Origin of the sequence: Ensifer sp. LC11, assembly GCF_001695835.1 — a bacterium.
In the GTDB taxonomy this organism is placed as follows: domain Bacteria; phylum Pseudomonadota; class Alphaproteobacteria; order Rhizobiales; family Rhizobiaceae; genus Ensifer.
Map to the genome: position 1 here is coordinate 144,649 of NZ_MBSO01000034.1, position 19,049 is coordinate 163,697.

General features: G+C 61.1%; 20 protein-coding genes. 13 read left to right on the top strand and 7 right to left on the bottom strand.

Annotated elements, in window-relative coordinates; translation table 11 throughout:
* Nucleotides 1-383: 383 nt before the first annotated feature.
* Together BBX50_RS21945 and BBX50_RS21950 are read right to left on the bottom strand one after the other, a co-directional pair.
* Nucleotides 384-1,667 (bottom strand): O-acetylhomoserine aminocarboxypropyltransferase, encoded by a 1,284-nt coding sequence (locus tag BBX50_RS21945; RefSeq protein ID WP_065777432.1) that lies wholly within the window; start codon nucleotides 1,665-1,667, stop codon nucleotides 384-386.
* Between the two features lie 204 nt (nucleotides 1,668-1,871).
* Complete coding sequence (locus BBX50_RS21950; protein ID WP_065777433.1) at nucleotides 1,872-2,300, bottom strand: CoA-binding protein; 429 nt, start codon at nucleotides 2,298-2,300, stop codon at nucleotides 1,872-1,874.
* A gap of 184 nt (nucleotides 2,301-2,484) precedes the next feature.
* Here BBX50_RS21950 and BBX50_RS21955 point away from each other — a divergent pair, with 184 nt between their 5' ends.
* On the top strand, nucleotides 2,485-3,321 hold the full coding sequence (locus BBX50_RS21955; RefSeq protein WP_065777434.1) for a DMT family transporter: 837 nt from the start codon (nucleotides 2,485-2,487) through the stop codon (nucleotides 3,319-3,321).
* Between the two features lie 3 nt (nucleotides 3,322-3,324).
* On the opposite strand, the gene BBX50_RS21960 is transcribed toward BBX50_RS21955, so the two are convergent.
* On the bottom strand, nucleotides 3,325-4,146 hold the full coding sequence (locus BBX50_RS21960; protein ID WP_065777435.1) for an enoyl-CoA hydratase: 822 nt from the start codon (nucleotides 4,144-4,146) through the stop codon (nucleotides 3,325-3,327).
* 167 nt (nucleotides 4,147-4,313) lie between these two features.
* On the opposite strand from BBX50_RS21960, the gene BBX50_RS21965 reads away from it, so the two are divergent.
* The 4 genes from BBX50_RS21965 (at nucleotide 4,314) to BBX50_RS21980 (ending at nucleotide 6,340) form a co-directional block, all read left to right on the top strand.
* Nucleotides 4,314-4,745 carry a PaaI family thioesterase gene (locus BBX50_RS21965; RefSeq protein WP_065777436.1) on the top strand — a complete coding sequence of 144 codons (432 nt, stop codon included), beginning with the start codon at nucleotides 4,314-4,316 and terminating at the stop codon, nucleotides 4,743-4,745.
* A gap of 224 nt (nucleotides 4,746-4,969) precedes the next feature.
* Nucleotides 4,970-5,434, top strand: a complete 465-nt coding sequence (rplM, locus tag BBX50_RS21970; protein ID WP_065777437.1) for a 50S ribosomal protein L13 — start codon at nucleotides 4,970-4,972, stop codon at nucleotides 5,432-5,434.
* A 2-nt stretch (nucleotides 5,435-5,436) separates the two neighbouring features.
* Entirely contained in the window at nucleotides 5,437-5,904 is a 468-nt protein-coding gene (rpsI, locus tag BBX50_RS21975; protein ID WP_065777438.1) for a 30S ribosomal protein S9, read from the top strand.
* Nucleotides 5,905-5,974: 70 nt separating this feature from the next.
* Nucleotides 5,975-6,340 carry an antibiotic biosynthesis monooxygenase gene (locus tag BBX50_RS21980; RefSeq protein ID WP_065777537.1) on the top strand — a complete coding sequence of 122 codons (366 nt, stop codon included), beginning with the start codon at nucleotides 5,975-5,977 and terminating at the stop codon, nucleotides 6,338-6,340.
* 84 nt (nucleotides 6,341-6,424) lie between these two features.
* Here the strand turns inward: BBX50_RS21980 and BBX50_RS21985 are convergent, their stop codons facing one another.
* Together BBX50_RS21985 and BBX50_RS21990 are read right to left on the bottom strand one after the other, a co-directional pair.
* Complete coding sequence (locus BBX50_RS21985; RefSeq protein ID WP_065777439.1) at nucleotides 6,425-7,075, bottom strand: pyridoxamine 5'-phosphate oxidase family protein; 651 nt, start codon at nucleotides 7,073-7,075, stop codon at nucleotides 6,425-6,427.
* A 327-nt stretch (nucleotides 7,076-7,402) separates the two neighbouring features.
* Nucleotides 7,403-7,876, bottom strand: a complete 474-nt coding sequence (locus BBX50_RS21990; RefSeq protein ID WP_065777440.1) for an Lrp/AsnC family transcriptional regulator — start codon at nucleotides 7,874-7,876, stop codon at nucleotides 7,403-7,405.
* 115 nt (nucleotides 7,877-7,991) lie between these two features.
* Here BBX50_RS21990 and BBX50_RS21995 point away from each other — a divergent pair, with 115 nt between their 5' ends.
* From BBX50_RS21995 to argC, 3 genes are all read left to right on the top strand, one after another.
* A complete protein-coding gene (locus tag BBX50_RS21995) occupies nucleotides 7,992-8,783 on the top strand; it encodes a phenylalanine 4-monooxygenase (RefSeq protein ID WP_065777441.1) in 792 nt (263 codons plus the stop codon).
* Between the two features lie 125 nt (nucleotides 8,784-8,908).
* Entirely contained in the window at nucleotides 8,909-9,871 is a 963-nt protein-coding gene (gene speB / locus BBX50_RS22000) for an agmatinase (protein WP_065777442.1), read from the top strand.
* Between the two features lie 211 nt (nucleotides 9,872-10,082).
* Nucleotides 10,083-11,015 carry an N-acetyl-gamma-glutamyl-phosphate reductase gene (argC, locus tag BBX50_RS22005; protein ID WP_065777443.1) on the top strand — a complete coding sequence of 311 codons (933 nt, stop codon included), beginning with the start codon at nucleotides 10,083-10,085 and terminating at the stop codon, nucleotides 11,013-11,015.
* A 79-nt stretch (nucleotides 11,016-11,094) separates the two neighbouring features.
* Here argC and BBX50_RS22010 read toward each other — a convergent pair whose 3' ends face one another.
* Nucleotides 11,095-12,198 (bottom strand): COX15/CtaA family protein, encoded by a 1,104-nt coding sequence (locus tag BBX50_RS22010; protein ID WP_065777444.1) that lies wholly within the window; start codon nucleotides 12,196-12,198, stop codon nucleotides 11,095-11,097.
* A 171-nt stretch (nucleotides 12,199-12,369) separates the two neighbouring features.
* On the opposite strand from BBX50_RS22010, the gene BBX50_RS22015 reads away from it, so the two are divergent.
* The 3 genes from BBX50_RS22015 (at nucleotide 12,370) to BBX50_RS22025 (ending at nucleotide 14,753) form a co-directional block, all read left to right on the top strand.
* A complete protein-coding gene (locus tag BBX50_RS22015) occupies nucleotides 12,370-12,582 on the top strand; it encodes a DUF2842 domain-containing protein (protein ID WP_065777538.1) in 213 nt (70 codons plus the stop codon).
* Nucleotides 12,583-12,615: 33 nt separating this feature from the next.
* On the top strand, nucleotides 12,616-13,356 hold the full coding sequence (locus BBX50_RS22020; RefSeq protein ID WP_065777445.1) for a metallophosphoesterase family protein: 741 nt from the start codon (nucleotides 12,616-12,618) through the stop codon (nucleotides 13,354-13,356).
* A gap of 176 nt (nucleotides 13,357-13,532) precedes the next feature.
* On the top strand, nucleotides 13,533-14,753 hold the full coding sequence (locus tag BBX50_RS22025) for a GNAT family N-acetyltransferase (protein ID WP_244513095.1): 1,221 nt from the start codon (nucleotides 13,533-13,535) through the stop codon (nucleotides 14,751-14,753).
* A 95-nt stretch (nucleotides 14,754-14,848) separates the two neighbouring features.
* Here the strand turns inward: BBX50_RS22025 and BBX50_RS22030 are convergent, their stop codons facing one another.
* Nucleotides 14,849-17,038: an exopolysaccharide transport family protein gene (locus BBX50_RS22030; RefSeq protein WP_065777446.1), complete on the bottom strand. Its 2,190-nt coding sequence runs from the start codon at nucleotides 17,036-17,038 to the stop codon at nucleotides 14,849-14,851.
* A 202-nt stretch (nucleotides 17,039-17,240) separates the two neighbouring features.
* Here BBX50_RS22030 and BBX50_RS22035 point away from each other — a divergent pair, with 202 nt between their 5' ends.
* A complete protein-coding gene (locus BBX50_RS22035; protein WP_065777540.1) occupies nucleotides 17,241-17,816 on the top strand; it encodes a polysaccharide biosynthesis/export family protein in 576 nt (191 codons plus the stop codon).
* Nucleotides 17,817-17,821: 5 nt separating this feature from the next.
* Entirely contained in the window at nucleotides 17,822-18,994 is a 1,173-nt protein-coding gene (locus BBX50_RS22040) for a glycosyltransferase family 4 protein (protein ID WP_065777447.1), read from the top strand.
* Nucleotides 18,995-19,049 lie beyond the last annotated feature (55 nt).

Sequence of the window (19,049 nt, forward strand, 5' to 3'; positions counted from 1 at the left end):
GATTTTCCTCCGCAAAAGTCTCTTCCATCCTGATTGGAGGTGCCTGCAAGGCTCATTGAATGTGGCCGGAAGCAACCTTGGTCCTGACCAAAATTGCTGCTTGAGGGGACCAGGAACAAGCCGATATCAGCGCGGAACAAAAATCTAAAAACCTGCAAGTTTCTGCCATCTGTCAAAATTTCATTCCCACCAACGAGCTCAAGTCGCCCGTTTACTCTTTGAAAACCATGATTTTACAAGACCTCAAAAAACTTCAGCGACAAACAAAATGCCCCGACAAGACGACGCTTATCGGGGCAAAAAGGCCGAAATTTCTGGTTGCATCAACCGGCTGACATGCCGAGGTATGCGGTCTCAAATACGGAGGTAGTTGGCGAATTGCATCAGAGTTTTGCCAGCGACTGCTCGAGATCGGCGATGATGTCGGAAACATCCTCGATGCCGACCGACAGGCGCACGACATCGGGCCCGGCGCCGGCGGCGACCTGCTGCTCGGGCGTCAATTGCCGATGGGTCGTCGAGGCCGGGTGAATGACAAGCGAGCGCGTGTCGCCGATATTGGCGAGATGCGAGAACATTTCCAGCCCCTCGACGAAGCGCTTGCCCGCCTCGTAACCACCCTTGAGGCCGAAGGTGAAGACGGCACCGGCGCCCTTGGGCGAATAGCGCCGTTGCAGCCTGTTGTTGGGATCGTCTTCCAACCCGGCATAACTTACCCACGACACTTTATCGTTTGTCTTCAGCCACTTGGCGACCGCTAGCGCATTGTCGCAATGGCGCTGCATGCGCAGCGGCAAAGTCTCGGCACCGGTCACGAGCATGAAGGCGTTGAACGGCGAGATTGCCGGACCGAAATCACGCAAGCCCAGAACGCGTGCGGCGATGGCGAAAGCAATGTTGCCGAAGGCCTGGTGCAGCACGACGCCGGCATATTCCGGACGTGGCTCCGACAGCAGCGGATACTTGCCGGACTTCGACCAATCGAAGGTGCCGCCATCGACGATGACGCCGCCCATGGAATTGCCGTGGCCGCCGATGAACTTCGTCAGCGAGTGAACGACGATATCGGCGCCATGCTCCAGCGGCCGCAGCAGATAGGGTGTCGCCATGGTGTTGTCGACGATCAGCGGCAGCCCGTGCTTGCGGGCGACCTCGGCGATTGCGGCGATGTCCACGAAAGTGCCGCCTGGGTTGGCAAGGCTTTCGATGAAGATCGCCTTGGTGCGTCCGTCGATCTTTGCCTCGAAGGAGGCCGGATCAATGGGGTCGGCCCAGCGCACCTGCCAGTCGAAGGACTTGAAGGCATGGCCGAACTGATTGACCGAGCCGCCATAAAGCCTGTTGGCCGCCACGAAATTGTCGCCCGGGTTCATGATGGTGTGGAAGACGAGGAGCTGGGCGGCATGGCCGGACGCGACCGCCAGCGCCGCCGTGCCGCCTTCGAGTGCAGCCATTCGCTCTTCGAGCACCGCCTGTGTCGGGTTCATGATGCGGGTGTAGATGTTGCCGAACTGCTGCAGCCCGAAGAGTGCCGCGGCGTGGTCGGTATCGTTGAAGACGAAGCTCGTCGTCTGGTAGATTGGCGTCGCCCGCGCACCGGTGGTCGGATCAGGTTGCGCTCCCGCATGGATTGCGAGCGTATTGAAACCAGGATTGTCTTTCGTCATTTCGTCCCTCCCATGATCAAACGCAGCGCACTTCGGGATCGCGCGAGCGCTCTATCACCTTGAATCTTTGTGTGATCCGCATCGAACTTCCACGGCCTGGCGCAGAATTCGCGGCACTATTCCAGAGCCGCTGCGTGTGGTCAAAGAGGATTTTCCGAAACTGGCAGTTGCGCAGACGCGAATGCCGCGTTCGTGCCAGAGCGTTCAGCCGATCAGGCGCGGGTACTCGATGGCCGGACAGCGATCCATGACCACCTTGATCCCGGCCGCTTCCGCCTTTGTCGCTGCGCCATCATGGCGAACGGACAGCTGCCCCCAGATGACCTTGGGCAGCGCATCCAGCGCCAGGATCTCGTCGACGAGCGCCGGCAAGGCAGCGGCGGCGCGGAAGACATCGACCATGTCGATCGGCTCCTTGACGTCGGCAAGCCTGCCAACCACCGTCTGCCCCTGGATCGTCTTGCCAACATGACCGGGATTGATCGGGATCACCCGATAGCCCTTGCGCAGCAGAAACGCCATGACCCGATGGCTCGGCCGCTCGGCATTCGGCGAGGCACCGATAAGCGCAATCGTCTTGGTCTCGCGCAGGATGTCGGCGAGGTAAAAGTCCGGATAGGCGTCGTGGTTCATGTCAGGCTTCAGGTCCGCTCGCGTTAAACGGCCGTATAATGGGGCCGGCACCTGGCAAGTCAACTGCACGTCCCGTCCATCCCGCAGCAGGACGTGCGGCTATGCAAGACTTTCCGGTTGCATTTGTAGTCGAGCGGCGCGACAAGCTTTGCACAGCCCACTGCGTCGTTCCCGAGGTTCCATCTTGCCCGTTGAAGTCATTGCGCTCGTCCTGTTCGGGGCGTTGTTGCACGCGACCTGGAATGCCCTGGTCAAGGCAGGCTCGGAAAAATCCCTCGATGCGGCGATGATCGCGCTCGGTGCCGCCGTTGTGGCGATCCCGTTCCTGCCTGTGGTCCCCCTGCCCAAGCCCGAAGCCTGGCCCTATATCCTGGTTTCGGCGCTGTTCCAGTTTGCCTATTTCCAGCTCGTTGCCGCCTCCTACCGCGCCGGCGATATCGGCCTCGTCTACCCGCTGATGCGCGGCGCTGCCCCCGTGATTGTCGCGGCGACCAGCGGCGCACTGATCGGCGAAGAACTCACCTTCGGCACGATGATCGGCATTCTGACGATCTCGGCTGGCGTGCTGACGCTTGCCTTCGAGTCGCGAAAGGGCGGCAAACACGCGATCGTACTCGCGCTTCTCAATGCCTGCGTCATTGCCAGCTACACCTTTGTCGACGGCATCGGCGCGCGCGTCTCGGGCAACGCGATCTCCTATACGCTATGGATGGCGCTGCTGCCGCCGGTCCTGCTGTTCACCTGGGCCTTCGCCCGGCGCGGCATCAAGCCGGTCGGCCGCCATGTCTACAAGAACTGGTGGCGCGGGCTGATCGGCGGCGCCGGCTCGATCGGCGCCTACGGCCTGGCGCTGTGGGCGATGACGAAGGCGCCGGTCGCAACCGTCGCCGCACTTCGCGAGACCTCGATCCTCTTTGCCGTGGTGATCTCTGTGGTGTTCCTCAAGGAGCCGGTCAGCGTCTGGCGCATCGCCGCTGCCTGCGTCATCGCGCTCGGCGCCTTGCTGCTCAAGCTCGCCTGAGCGTCAGTCGTCTTTCCACTCCGGCATGCGCTTGCCGAGAAACGCCCCGATGCCGTCCTCGGCGTCGCGCGCCAGCATGTTTTCGACCATGACGCCGACGGCGTAGTCGTAGGCCTCCGGCAGGTCCATTTCCGCCTGCCGATAGAAAGCTTCCTTGCCGATCTTCAGCGCCTGCGGCGACTTCGAGGCGATCACGGCAGCATATTTGTCGACGACCTGGCGCAGATACTGTTGCGGCACGATGCGGTTGACCAGGCCGAAATCCTTGGCGGTCGAGGCGTCGATCGTCTCGCCGGTCAAGAGCATCTCCATCGCCTGCTTGCGGTGCGCCGCCCGTGACAACGCCACCATCGGCGTCGAGCAGAACAGGCCGATATTGACGCCGGGCGTGCAGAAGGTGGAGCTGTCGGTGCAGATCGCCAGATCGCAACTTGCAACAAGCTGGCAGCCCGCGGCCGTCGCAAGCCCGTCGATCTCGGCAATGACCGCCTGCGGCAGACGATTGATTTTCAGCATCAGGTCGGCGGCAAGGCGGATCGCTTGTTCGAAGAAGGCCCTACCCCTGTCGCCGTCCTCGCGATGTGCAGTCATTTCCTTGAGATCATGACCAGCGGAAAACAGCTTGCCCGAAGCGGCGAGCACGACAACCTTGATGTCCCTGGAGACGGCGACGGCATCGAACTCGGCGTGCAGCGCCTCCATCATGGCGATCGACAGCACGTTGGCCGGCGGGTTGTTGAGTGTCAGCCGCAGCACCGGCCCTGAACGTTCACGCAGCAGCAGGCCGTTCGGCTCCTCTTTCCTGAATGATACGACGTCGGCCATTTTCTTCTCCTAGGCATGAACTCGGCATGGTGGTACGCCGGTCGCGCGTGCCATGCAAGCAGACAGGATGGCCCGGCGGCGCATTCCCTCTACGACCTTTTTCCGCCTTGCGTCCGCCTGCCTGCCGGTCTCAGGTGAGCGCAGATATATGAAAGGATGCAGCCAGCATGACCATCGAGCCGATCATGACAGTCGACGATCTCAACCGCTTTCTCGACACGGATTTTCCGCAGGTCCACACCGACGGCAAGATCTTTCACGTAACGGCGGTCGGCCCCGGTTATGCCACCATGCGGCTCGATCCGAACGAAAAACACATCCGCCCGGGCGGAACGGTCTCCGGCCCCACCCTCTTCGCGCTCGCCGATGTTTCCGCCTATATCGCGCTGATTGCCCATATCGGGCCGGTAGCACTTGCCGTCACCACCAATCTCAACATCAACTTCCTGCGCAAACCCGAGCCCGAACCGCTCGAATGCACCTGCCGGATCCTCAAACTCGGCAAGCGGCTCGCCGTTCTCGACGCGTCGATCGTCAAGGTCGGCGGCGACGATCTCGTCGCCCATGCAACGGCGACCTATTCGATTCCGCCGCGATAATTTGTGGTATTCAAATACCTTACACGTAAATTATTGTTTTTACTTATATTTATTTCCACCGCACTGATTTCGCGTTCTTGACGCTCTTTTCGCACTTGCGTATAAGCTGCCGCAGATCGCGGTCCTCACGGGCCGCTTTCTTCTTTTGTCCGGGAAACCGGCCAAAACCAAGCAACAAGAAACGCCCAGCGGTTCGCCGCTCGGGTCCAAAGAAAGATTTTGATATGGCAACCTTCGTTCAGAAGCCTGCAGAGGTGGAGAAGAAGTGGATCATCATCGACGCCGAAGGCCTCGTTGTTGGTCGCCTCGCTTCCCTCATCGCAAACCGCCTGCGCGGCAAGCACAAAGCTACCTTCACCCCGCATGTTGACGACGGCGACAACGTTATCGTCATCAACGCCGAGAAGGCAGTTCTGACGGGCAAGAAGTACACCGACAAGAAGTACTACTGGCACACCGGCTACCCCGGCGGCATCAAGGAGCGCACCGCGCGCCAGATCATCGAAGGCCGCTTCCCGGAGCGCGTCATCGAGAAGGCCGTCGAGCGCATGGTTCCGCGCGGCCCGCTCGGCCGTCGCCAGATGAAGAACCTGCGCGTTTACGCAGGCGCCAACCACCCGCATGAAGCACAGCAGCCGAGCGTCCTCGACGTCGCCAAGCTGAACAGCAAGAACACAAGGAGCGCCTGATAATGGCTGACCTTTCCGCTCTCAAGGACATCGCCACGACCGCGGAACCGGCTGCTCCGGTTCACGTCAAGAAGGTCGACGCTCAGGGCCGCTCCTACGCGACCGGCAAGCGTAAGAACGCTGTTGCCCGCGTATGGGTCAAGCCGGGCACCGGCAAGATCACCATCAACGGCAAGCCGTACCTCGACTACTTCGCTCGTCCGGTTCTGCAGATGATCCTGCAGCAGCCGATCGTCGCTGCTGCCCGTGACGGCCAGTTCGACATCGACGCGACGGTCGCTGGCGGTGGTCTCTCCGGCCAGGCCGGTGCCGTTCGTCACGGCATCTCCAAGGCACTCACCTACTTCGAACCGGGCCTGCGCTCGGTCCTGAAGCGTGGTGGCTTCCTCACCCGCGACAGCCGCGTGGTCGAGCGTAAGAAGTACGGCCGTGCAAAGGCACGTCGTTCGTTCCAGTTCTCGAAGCGTTAATCGCTTCCGACTGCGACTTGGAAAGGCGGGGCTTTGCTCCGCCTTTTTTTGTTACCATCTCAGGAACTGTATCCCGCAACGTCAACGTCCGAGGCATCGCACGACCGACTCCCCCGTCGCCAAGACCCCCGAGCCTCCCTATTACATCGTCACCTTCTCCTCGCGGCGCACCGCCGGCGATCACGGCTACGATAACATGGGCACGGAGATGGAGCGGCTCGCCCGCGAACAACCCGGCTTTCTCGGCCTGGAAAGCGTGCGCGGCGCCGATGGCTTCGGCATTACCAATTCCTATTGGGCGGACGAAGCAAGCATTGCCGCGTGGAAAAGCGACGTCCGTCACCTGACCGCCCAGCGGCTCGGACGCGAGCGCTGGTACGAGGACTACCAGGTCCGCGTCGGCAGGATCGAACGGCAGTACGGGTTCGAGCGCTAGTTCGGTCAGTTCGCCGCCCTATGACGAAGGCGATCAGATCGCCAGCCCTAATTGAAATATGGAATACTTTCTGTTGCGAGTGAACTAGTAAAGCGTCCTCTGGTAGGCCTCTTCCAGATTGTCGTCCATTTTGCGCATCTCATCCTTATCGCTGGGCGCGCCAGTTGTTTCATCCAGAATGAACTTCATAAGCGACGGCATCTCGTTGCGATCCTGAAAATGATCCGGGTTCCACAAATGGGAGCGCCGAAGTGCCTTGGCGCAGTGTATGAAAACCTCGCTCACTTCGACCACGATCGCGAGTTTGGGAGTGCGGTCATTGACCTTCATGCTCGCCAGAAGTTCAGGGTCATTCACCAGACTCGCGCGCCCGTTCACGCGCAATGTGTCATCATACCCCGGAATGAAAAACAGTAGTCCAACGCTCGGATTGGCGAGAATATTGACCAAACTATCGAGACGGTTGTTGCCGGGGCGGTCCGGTATCGCCAGCGTTAGCTCATCAAGAATTTTGACAAAACCGACAGGATCACCACGGGGGCTGACATCAGCTTTACCGTCCAGATTCTGCGTGCCGATGCACAAGAATGGCGAACGCCTGATAAATTCCTGCGCATGCTGCCCGAGGGTGTTCTGACTTTTCTGTATGGCCAGAGCATGTGTCGCATCAAATAGACTTCGAAGGGATACTTCATCCCTTATGACGAAGTCTGGATTAACTCGGAACCCCTTCATTCTACTACCTTTCGAAGTTCTCGCGTTGGACTGGCTCGCCTAGATAGGTGTTATAGACATGCATGCCGGTTTGCCGGTTCATCTAACTCGCCTCGATTTTACGGCGAGCCGACCTCAGCGTTACGATAGGTCGTGCCGATGTTCAGGCGGATTTTGGATTAGATACAGGATGTTCAGCGGTCCTTGATGTACGTACATCAAGGACCGTCGGCGGTCAATGCTGGGTTGCGGCAGGAGGCTGGCGCGGGTACTCAAGGACGCGTCGATGGCTTGAGGATTCCCTGCTGTCGCAAAAACCAACGGTTCGCGACTTTTCCCGGAATTGCCTTAAATCGGCAGTTCCGTCGTCGACTTCAGCTCCCGCAGCACGAAGCTCGACACGACGGTGCGCACATGCGGGTTGCGCATCAGATAGCGCGTCATGAAGGCATCGTAGCTTTCGACGTCGTTGGCGCGGATCTTCAGCATGTAATCGAAGGTGCCGGATAGTGCATAACACTCCATGATTTCCGGCCGGTCGCGCACGACCGCCGAAAAGGCGGCGATCGCCTCGTCGTGGTGATCCTCCAGCGTCACATGGGCGATGATGCAGAGTTTCAGATCCAGCTTTGCCGGGTCGAGCAGCGCGACACGCTTGCGGATGACACCGTCGGTTTCCAACTCCTGCAGCCGCCGCCAAGCCGAACTCTGCGACATGCCGGCCTTCTCCGCCAGCTCCGAAAGCGACTGGCCGCTATCGGCCTGAATCAGTCGCAGCAGCTTGCGAAGCGGCTGAAAGTTTTCCTTCAAATCGGACGGCATAGCGAAATTTCCTCCCGCTAACAGGCGACTGCCTGACAACTCTGAAACAAATACTCGCTCCATCAGCGATACAATTGCAACAGGAGAAGTTGTTCTGACGAGATGAGGAGGCGTCATGACCAAGGAAAGCACCTATACCGCCAAGCTGCCGGAGCCTGACGGCACCTATCTTTACACCCCGGAAGAAGATGCGATCTGGGGCGAGCTTTATCAGCGGCAGATGAAGCTTCTCGCCGACAAGGCCTGCGACGAATATCTGGAAGGCGCAAGAACACTCGATCTCGGACCGCACCACGTGCCGCAGCTGAAGGACGTGAACCGCCGTCTCGCCGAGACCACCGGCTTCGGCGTCGAAGGCGTCCCCGCTCTCATCGCCCCGTCACGGTTTTATGAGCTTCTCGCGCAGGGCAAGTTTCCGCTGGCGACCTTCATTCGGCGGCGCGAGCACATCGACTACATCGAAGAGCCCGACATCTTCCACGAAGTCTTCGGCCACTGCCCGCTGCTGACCAACCAGAGTTACGCCCATTTCGTCCGGCGCTTCGGCGAAAAGGCAGTCTCGCTCGGCAAGGGCTATTCCTGGCACATGTTCCGGATCTTCTGGTTCACCGTCGAGTTCGGCCTGATCAATACGCCGAAGGGCCGCCGCTGCTATGGTGCCGGCATTGTCTCGTCACCGAACGAGACACGCAACGCCATGGAGACACCAGGCGTCGAGTTCCGGCCGTTCGATCTGATGACCGTGCTGCGCACGCCCTATCGCATCGATATCGTCCAGCCGATCTATTACGTGATCGACAGTTTCGCCCAGCTCGAAACGATCATCGAGGAGGATATCACCGCACGCATCACCGAAGCGAAGGCCCTTGGCGACTTCGCCCCGACCTACGAGGCCAAGGCCTCGTAATAGCCAAACATTCGGCCGGCAGGGCCTTGCCTTGCCGGCAACGATTGTCCAACGTCGCGCACCACACGTTCGAGCAGGATGCACCCAGAAGGTGCGCTTATCCCGCTCTGAAGCAGAGGCGGACTATGGCGAACAGGACAATCGATCATGCGCTGACGGCGCGTTCACTGACATCGGCAGCATCCGACCCGACGCATGCCGGCATCCTCTCCTTCATGCGACGCAAGTATTCGAAGCAGTTGAAAGGCGCCGATGCGGTCGTCTGGGGCATTCCCTTCGACGCCGCGACGTCCAACCGTCCTGGCGCCCGTTTCGGACCACAGGCGATCCGCCGTGCCTCGGCGATCTTCGACAACGACCCGCAATATCCGTTCGAGCGCGACCTCTTTGCCGAAATGGCGACGATCGACTACGGCGATTGCCTGCTCGATTACGGGAACCATGCGAAGACGCCGGCGACGATCGAGCGCGAAGCGGCGAAGATCATCAAGAGCGGCGCCTACCTGCAGACGCTCGGCGGCGATCATTTCGTCACCTACCCGATCCTGAAAGCGCATGCGGCCATCCATGGTCCCCTCGCCCTCGTCCAGTTCGACGCCCACCAGGATACCTGGCCGGACGAGCGCGGGCGGATCGACCACGGCTCCTTCGTCGGCCGTGCGGCGCGCGAAGGCCTGATCGACACCGACGCGTCGATCCAGATCGGCATCCGCACCCATGCGCCCGAGGATTGCGGCATTCGTATCCTCTACGGCTACGATGTCGAGGAGATGAGCGCGACGGAGATTGCCAACACGATCATCCAGCAGGTGGGCGAGCGCAAGGCGTACCTCAGCTTCGATATCGACTGCCTCGATCCCGCCTATGCGCCCGGTACCGGCACGCCGGTCGCCGGTGGCCCGTCGAGCGCCAAGATCCTCTCGGTGTTGCGCAAGCTCGGCGCGCTGACGGTCGTCGGCAGCGATGTCGTGGAGGTTGCGCCCGCTTACGACCACGCGGACATTACTGCGATCGCCGGTGCGACGGTCGCCATGTACATGCTGGGGCTGCATGCGGAGAAGCTTGCTGAGCGCGCTCCACTGCGCTGAAGTCAAGCGCCGCCGTTGCGACCGGGGGCCGCTGCTTGTATAGAAACGGACAGGGCTGGCGGCGGTCCGCCTGCCTGTTGAGAAATTGATTCAATTCTATGCCAGACTGATTCCGAAACGATCGGTAAGGCACTGGCGGGATGAGGAAAAGTGTCCGCGGTTTTCCGTCCGCATCCTGCCGCAACCGATGACCTAACAGAATGGGAAAATCATGAAACCGAAGATCTTCATCGATGGCGAACACGGCACCACGGGCCTGCAGATCCGCACGCGCATGGCCGGCCGCAGCGATCTCGAACTGCTTTCCATTCCGGAAGCGGAACGACGCAACGCCGCGATGCGCGAAGATCTCCTGAACGATGCCGACATCGCCATCCTGTGCTTGCCTGACGACGCTTCGCGCGAAGCCGTTTCCATGGTTTCCGGCAACAACAAGGTACGCATCATCGACACTTCGACCGCGCACCGCATCGCGCCCGACTGGGCCTATGGCTTTGCCGAAATGGACAGGGCGCAGCCGGAGAAGATCCGCGATGCCCGCCATGTCGCCAATCCCGGCTGCTATCCGACCGGCGCGATCGGCGTGATCCGGCCGCTGCGCCAGGCCGGCATCCTGCCGGACGGCTATCCGGTGACGGTCAATGCAGTCTCCGGTTACACCGGCGGCGGCAAGCAGATGATCGCGCAGATGGAAGACGAAACCAATCCGGAACACATCAGCGCGCCGCACTTCCTCTACGGCCTGCCGCTCAAGCACAAGCACGTGCCCGAGATGAAGATGCACGGCCTGCTCGACCGTGCCCCGGTTTTCGCCCCATCGGTCGGCAAGTTCGCGCAAGGCATGATCGTGCAGGTTCCGCTCTACCTTGAAGACCTCGCCGCCGGCACCACGCTGGAGACGATCCACGCAGCACTCGTCGCGCATTATGTCGACCAGTCGATCGTCGAGGTCGTGCCGCTCGCGACAAGCGATAAGCTCGCCCGCATCGACGCAACCGAGCTTGCCGGCAAGGACACGATGAAGCTCTTCGTCTTCGGCACCAGCGGCGGCAATCATGTGAACCTGGTCGCGCTGCTCGACAATCTGGGCAAGGGCGCGTCGGGCGCTGCCGTGCAGAACATGGACTTGATGCTGTCGGCCTGATCGACGACATCGCCTGAAAAGCAAAAGACCCCGGTGAGGCGCTCACCGGGGTCTTTTTGTTGATGATGTCCGTCGACTGTCAGTCGCGCAGTTCGATCGCCGTTGGTCGCGGATATTCGCCAAAGAAACCGCGCCAATGGGCAATCGCAAAGCCAAGGACGACGAGTGCGCCACCCTGGTGCGCCACACCCCAACCGATCGGCACCTGCAAGACCAGCGTCATAATGCCGATCACCGCCTGCGCCGAGACGAGCAGGAACAGGAGCACCGAGCGGCGCGCATGCGTGGTTTCCGGAGCGGCTCGCAGCGAGGCGATCATGTGCATCAGCGCGAAAGCAAAGAGCACATAGGCGCCGATGCGGTGAACGAACTGCACCGTCTTCGGGTTCTCGAACAGGTTGATCCACCAGGGCTGCTGCAGGAACAGGTCCTGCGGGATGATGGCACCATCCATCAACGGCCAGGTGTTGTAGCTGAAGCCGGCATCAAGGCCGGCAACGAGCGCGCCGAGATAGATCTGGAACAGGCTCATGACTGCGATGATCGCCGCCATCTTGCGCGAGCGATCGGTCGGCGCGGTATCGCCAGAATGGGAACTGAGCCCGCGAAAAATCCACATGCACGCGGCAAAGATCAGACAGGCGATGACGAGATGCGTCGCCAGCCGGTACTGACTGACCTCGGTGCGGTCGACGAGGCCGGAGGAAACCATCCACCAGCCGATAAAGCCCTGAAACCCACCCAGCGCCAGAATGCCGAGTAGCGGCATGCGCAACCGGCGCTCGACCCGGCCGGTAAACCAGAAGAAGGCGAGCGGCAGGGCGAAGATCAGCCCGATGGTGCGTGCCAGCAGACGATGCGCCCATTCCCACCAGAAGATGGTCTTGAACTCGTCAACCGTCATGCCGTTGTTCATCTGCTGGTATTGCGGGATGCGTTGATAGAGCTGGAACTCTTCTTCCCACTCCGCAGCCGAAAGCGGCGGGATCACGCCGTGGATCGGCTTCCATTCCGTGATCGACAGACCCGATTCGGTCAGCCGCGTGGCACCCCCGACAAGGACCAGCGCAAAGAGCGTAAAAAGAACGACGGCAAGCCAGGCGCGGATCTGCCGGCGGTTGCGGTCGGTCTTGCCGATCTCGTTTCGAAGCATCTGTTCTGTCGCCATTTCGACGCCGGCCATCATTGTCCCTCTGATATCGCAGGGTTGTCGGCGGAGTGACCGGACGGATCAACGGTCACTCCTCTCGGAAAGCCGTTGATTTGCACCAGAGCAGCATGCAAAACAAGGCCGAAACCTTTGCGGCATGCGGTCGCGGCCGGTCCGCGCCCATTTGCCTATGAAAGATATGAAATGCCCGTACGCCTCAGAAAGCTGATCGGCACGATCCTGATCATCATCCTCGTCATCGTTTACGCGCTGGCCGCCGTTACCTTTGCCTCGCTGCTTTTGGGTGCTGCACCCTGGTGGGTGCATCTGGCCTATTTCTTCTTCACCGGCCTGCTCTGGATATTGCCGGCGATGCTGATTATCAAATGGATGGAAAGGCCGGCGCGTGACCGCTGAGCCTCTGTGCGGCAGCCATTCGAGGAGACGCCCGTGAAACTTGCTGTCATCGCTGACATCCATGGCAACGATCTGGCGCTCGAGGCAGTGCTCGCCGACATCGATATGCTGGGCATCACCGACATCGTCGCCCTCGGCGATCATTTGAGCGGCCCGCTCAACGCGGCACGATCCGCCGACATCCTGATCGAACGAGCGATCCTCTCGATCCGCGGCAATCACGATCGCTATCTCTTGACCAAGGATCCGCACGAAATGGGGTTGTCGGATCGTGCGGCCTATGATCAATTGCAGCCGCATCATCGCGAATGGCTGGCCACCCTGCCCGTGGCACATGTCCACAGGAACACGTTCTTCCTGTGCCATGCGACGCCGACAAGCGATGAGACCTACTGGCTGGAGGCCCCGATAGCGAACGGCACCGTGCAGATGGCGCCGCGTTCGGCAATCGAAGCGGAGGCTGTCGGCATCGATTATCCGGTGATCCTCTGCGGACACACGCATATCCAGCGCGCCGTCCGGCTGTCTGACGGCCGCCTCGTCGTCAATCCGGGTAGCGTCGGCTGCCCCGGTTATGACGACGACCTGCCCGTGCCGCACAAGGTCGAAGCGGGGGCTCCGGATGCACGCTACGCCATCATCGAGCAGACGCCCTCGGGGTGGAGCGCCACCTTCCGCAATATTCCCTACGACTGGATGGCGATGTCTCGGCTCGCCGCAAGCCGCGACCGCCTGGAATGGGCAAAGGCTCTCGCAACGGGCTTCCTTGATTGACGGCAGGCGCCCGCAACGGTCCGCATCGCTTCATGCTTTGCTAACCGCGTTTGCCGGTTATTCCCCATCACCTTGATAAGCACTCTCGAATTAAATGGATGGTAGCGGGCCTTGCGGTTCAATCGCTCCGCAACAGGGACCGGATGGCACTTCTGATGACGAACTCGGATCTTACCATGGAGGGCCCAGCCGACCGCCGCGCGCACGCCTCCATGCGTGTCGCTCCGACCGATGCCGCCGGCCGCTTCGAAATCTCGGTCCACCGCAGCATGGAACCACTCGAAACCGAATGGCGTTTGCTCGATGGTCTTGTCGCCAACTCGCTGCATCATGCCTATGACTGGTGCTCTGCCTGGGCCAAGGCGCACGGCAGCGACCTCTTGATCCTGCGCGTCACGCTCGACGGCGAACCCTTCCTCGTTCTGCCCCTGGAACTCAAGCGCGGACGCCTCTACCGGACGGCCCGCCTGATCGGAACGGAACACAGCAATCTCAACACCGGCCTCTTCGCCGGCAACGCTTCGTCCGTAACGACACCCGCACTCGCCGGGGCGCTTGCCAGCGCGATACGAGTGGCGCTGCGCGGTCTTGCCGACGTCGTTGTACTCGACAGGGTGCCGAGCGAATGGCGTGGTGGCGTCAGCCCGCTTGCCTCCCTTCCCGGCGTCGCCAACCCGAACCCGTCTTTCCAGCTCCCGCTTCTCGGCAACATCCAGCTCACTTTGGCTCAGATCAACGCGAAACGCCGTCGCAAGAAGATGCGGATCTCCGAGCGTCGACTGGGCGAGACGGGTGGCTACGAATACGTCGTCGCCGGTACCGCTGCCGAGGCGACGGCGCTGCTCGACACCTTCTTTCGGCAGAAGGCGACCCGCTTCGCAACACTTGGCCTGCCGGATGTCTTCCAGCAGCCCGAGACACAAGCGTTTTTCCATGCACTTGCCGCTCGCCAAGGCGGCGAAGTGCGGCTCATGGAACTCAACGCCATCCGCCTCAAGGGCAAACACGAGGGGCAGGTCGTTGCCGTCGCCGCGCTGTCGCGCAAGGGAGACCATGTCATCTGCCAGTTCGGATCGATCGACGAAGCTCTGGCAGGCGAGGCAAGCCCGGGTGAGCTGCTGTTCTATCGGATGATCGAGCGCCTTTCGAGCGAGGGCGTGCGCCTGTTTGATTTCGGCGTCGGGGATCAGCCCTACAAGCGCTCCTGGTGCACGATCGAGACGCCGCTGCGCGATATCCTGTTGCCGATCACACTCGCAGGCCGGCTTGCCCGCCAGCTCCATCATCTAGTCGTGTGGGCAAAGAGGGTGGTGAAGGCGAACAGGTCCGTTTACGCCCGCATCCAGCGCACCAGGCGGATGCGACAGGGTGCGGTCTCCGGCACCGGCGCCGGCTGAGACTGCCCGACGCTCTAGCACTTTGATTCTAGAGCATCTTTCTGCCCCAAGTGATTCCAGTTGAGGGCAGGATGTCACTGAGAGAATTGCGTCCGTTAGGCTGCGTCGCGGTCGGGATAGTCCGGGTCCGAAACCACTTGCCCGGTCATCAGGACGATGTCGCGGTAACCTGCAGCACCAAAGCCTGTCAGCACTTCGACGATACGTTCGTCGCTGACCGATGGCGCCGAGAGGATGATTTCCGCGCCGTCGCGGCCGGCGATCTTTTCGACGGCCATTTCATCGGCCGGACCGCATTCGACCAAGACAAGGTCATAGGCGTTGGTGAGCGCACCAATGATCATCTTCAGCCGCTCGATGCCCCGCATCGCCTGCCTGGGATCGGCATCGCCTTGGGGAATGATGTGGGCGTCGGAGAAGCGGTCCGCATGGATCGTATCGGTGAAGGGAACTTCCCCTGCCAAGAGATTGGTGATGCCGGGCAGTTGCGCCGAGCGCGCCATCAGGTGCGTTGGGCAGGCAGAGCCCGTCAGATCGATCAGCACCACCTTCAACTCGGCCTCGGCAAGCAGGCGCGCCAGCATAACGGTCGCAGTGGACCCTTCGTCTCCGCCCGGCGATACCGAAATCGCGACGCTGACGTTGCTTGCGCGCAGGTGCTCCGCCACGGCCTCGATCGAGAAGTCCGGTTCGCTCGACACTGCAGAATCGTCGACGTCCTCTTCCGCTTTCGATCTATCGGCCGCCGACAGCAAATCGACAGCGTCGCCGTCCACAGGCGTGGGTTCGGGACGCACATCCGTTGTGGTGACGCCGGCGTCTGCCGCGCTTGCCGCGATTGCGGGACGCGTGCGAACCGGGATCGGTTCGCCACTCGCAGAAACCGGCCGCAGCGCCCGCCCGCTGAACAACTCGCCAAGCATGATCACGACGCAACTGAGCAGGAATGTCGCAAGAGCAGCCACGATCGTGATCGGCAACACCTTCGGGAAACTCGCGCTGGTTGGGACCACCGCGCTTGAAATCACGCGCGCATCTGCCGGCGTTGCGTTCTCGACCGTGCGCGACGTCGCCTCGCGGTAACGTGCAAGATAAGTTTCGAGCAATTGCCGTTGGGCGGTCGCCTCGCGCTCGAGCGCGCGCAAACCCACCTCTTCCTCACCCGCCTGAGCTGACTGGGCTTTGAGCGCATTGAGCTGCTGTACGAGCTGCTGTTCGCGCAGCTCTCCGACCTTCGCTTCGTTTTCCAGGCTCGTCAGGATCTTGCGGGTCTCAATGCGGATCTGACCGCGAATGCCTTCGAGTTGCGATTTCAGCGCCTTCAGGCGCGGATGGCCGTCCAGCAGCGTCGTCGAGAGGTCGGCAACCTGGGCCTGCAGATTTGCCTCGGTCTCCTTCAGCCGCTGGATCATCTGAGAACCGACGACATCGGTGATGGTGTCAGGCGCACGACCACTAGCAAGGGCCGAGCGCACGCCGGCGGCGCGCGCCTCGGCATTGGCGCGCTCACCGCGTACGCGCGTCAGCTCGGTCGAGATATCAGTCAGCTGCCGTGTCGCGAAATTCGTAGCCTCACCCGTCGGCAGCAGATCGGACGAGGCGCGATAGGCAGCAACCTTGGCCTCGGCATCCCGCACCTTTTCGCGCAGATTGGCAATCTCGGGTTCGAGCCAACGGGTCGCCTCGGAATTCGTGTCGAGTTTCGCGCCACTTTGCAGCGTGAGAAAAACCTTTGCCATTTCGTTGGGCACGGCGGCTGCGAGCTGGCGATCCTTCGAGGTGAAGGCGATCGCGATTACCCGCGACTTCTCGACTTGATAGACCTGGAGCTTGGCGTTGAATTCCTTGAGCACCCTCTCCTCGGGCGGCATCTCCAACGGGTTCTTCTTGATACCAAGCATAACCAGGAGGTCCGATAGCGCCGACGGCGCTGCCGACGGATCGAATTCCTTGACCTCATGGAGCTTCATGTTGCGGGCGACCTGCTTGATCAGGTCGGCCGAGCGCAGCACCTGCACCTGGCTGAGGATGCCGGATTCATCGAAGACGCGATCCGCGCCGGCCTGCGAAGCCTGGTTGGGGCCGCTGAATTCCGGCTCGCGCGATTCAATAAGCACACGGGTTTCGCTCTGATAGTCAGGCGAGATCATCTTTGCCGCACCAAAGGCGAGTGCTGCAACGCAGGCGGTGGCGAGCAATACCCTGACGCGCCGATCCCAGACGGCCCGAAAAAGGCCGCCGAGGTCGATATCCACATCCTGCTGTGCGCTGCCGCTTCCCGACATGCTACTGGCTCCGAACCTTCAAATCTCGCCGGACGGTAAAGGAACATGGTAACGCAAGGGTTAATGCAAGCAACTTCCGGGTGATAATGACCGACCTTGGTGCAGCCGATCCCGCGAAAATTCTACCGGCAGTTTACCGGCTATTAACCCTAACGGATCGATAACGTCGGAAAAGGTGGTCGTATCGGAGCCTATGAACAGCATGTCAACCGCAGCCATAAAGACGGGTCTCGCTATCACGGCGGCAGCGCTGTCGATGTTGCTCGGGGGCTGCACAAGCTATCAGCCGGCGCCGAAGGCCTTCAGCGAAGCCACGATCCAGCCCTATCGCCTCGATAGCGGCGATCGGCTGCGGATCAACGTCTTCGAACAGGCCGGCCTCACCGGTACCTATACGGTCGACCAGGCCGGATATGTTGCCTTCCCTCTGATCGGCACGATCGCCTCCCGCGGCAAGACCCTGCCCGAGCTTGAAGGGATGATCGCCGCCAAGTTGCGCCAAGGCTACCTGCGCGATCCCGACGTGACGATCGAGGTCGACCGCTATCGCTCCGTGTTCATCATGGGCGAAGTCGGCCAGGCCGGCCAATATGCCTATGTGCCCGGCATGACCGTACAGAACGCGATCGCGGTCGCCGGCGGCTTCTCGCCGCGCGCCAACCAATCCAACGCCGACATTACGCGCAAGATCAACGGCCGCATCATCACCGGCCGGGTGCCGATCACAGACGCGGTACTCGCTGGCGATACGATCTATGTTCGTGAACGCCTGTTCTGACCTCGATGCAGCAACAGCGTCCCCTGCGCATCATTCATTGCTTCAGGTCGCCTGTCGGCGGCATATTTCGTCATGTGCGCGATCTCGCCGAGGCGCACGCCAATGCCGGCCATGAGGTCGGCATCCTCTGCGACAGCACCACGGGGGGCAGTCACGAAGATCGCCTGTTCGACGAAATCCGCCCCCATCTGGCGCTCGGTCTCGTTCGAATGCCGATCCATCGGTCGGTCGGTTTGTCCGATCTTGCCGCCCTGTGGCGCGGTTACAAGGAAATCAGAAGTTTGCGACCGGATGTGCTGCATGGGCACGGCGCCAAGGGTGGCGTCATTGCCCGGCTCATCGGTTCAGCCTTGCGGGTCAACAAGTATCGCGTAGCCCGCCTCTATTCGCCGCATGGCGGCAGCCTGCACTACCGCCCCGGCTCGCTAACCGGGCGGCTCATCTTCCCCTTGGAACGGATCCAGGGACGGCTCACGGATGCGCTCGTTTTCGTCTGCGACTTCGAACGCCAGACCTACATCGCAAAGGTAGGTCTGCCGCGCGAGCGAAACGAACTGATCTACAACGGAATAGATGACGGAGAGTTTGAAATCGTGGCACCGCGGCCGGATGCGGTCGATTTCCTCTATATCGGGATGATGCGGGACCTGAAGGGTCCCGATCTGTTTGTGGAGGCATTCGCACAGACGGAAAGGCTCGTGGGCAGGCCGCTATCGGCGCTGATGATCGGCGATGGCCCACAAGAGCAGGAATACTACAACCTGATGCTTCAGCAGGGTCTCGGCCGCCGCATCACGATGCAGCCGGCGATGAAGACGCGCGAGGCCTTTGCAATGACGCGCAACATCGTCGTCCCATCACGTGCTGAATCCATGCCTTACATCGTGCTTGAGGCGGTCGCGGCGCGAAAACCCGTCATTGCCAGCCGCGTTGGCGGCATCCCGGAAATTCTGGGGCGCGACAGTGCGGCCCTCGCCGAACCCGCAAATGCCCAGGCACTTGCCGCCATCATGGCGCGCGCGATCACGGAAAAAGACTGGGCGGCGCGTGTCATGCCCGACCCAAGCACGTTCAAGTCGCAATTTGCAGCTTCGGTAATGTCGGCCGATATGTTAAGGCTCTATCGGGAATTGTGCCGTTACCAGCCGTCCGCGGATAGCCCGCTGCCCACAACGTAAGCGTTTCTTAGTGGCTTTCTGCTATCCGGACTGAGGGACTTCAGCGCCGGAAGAC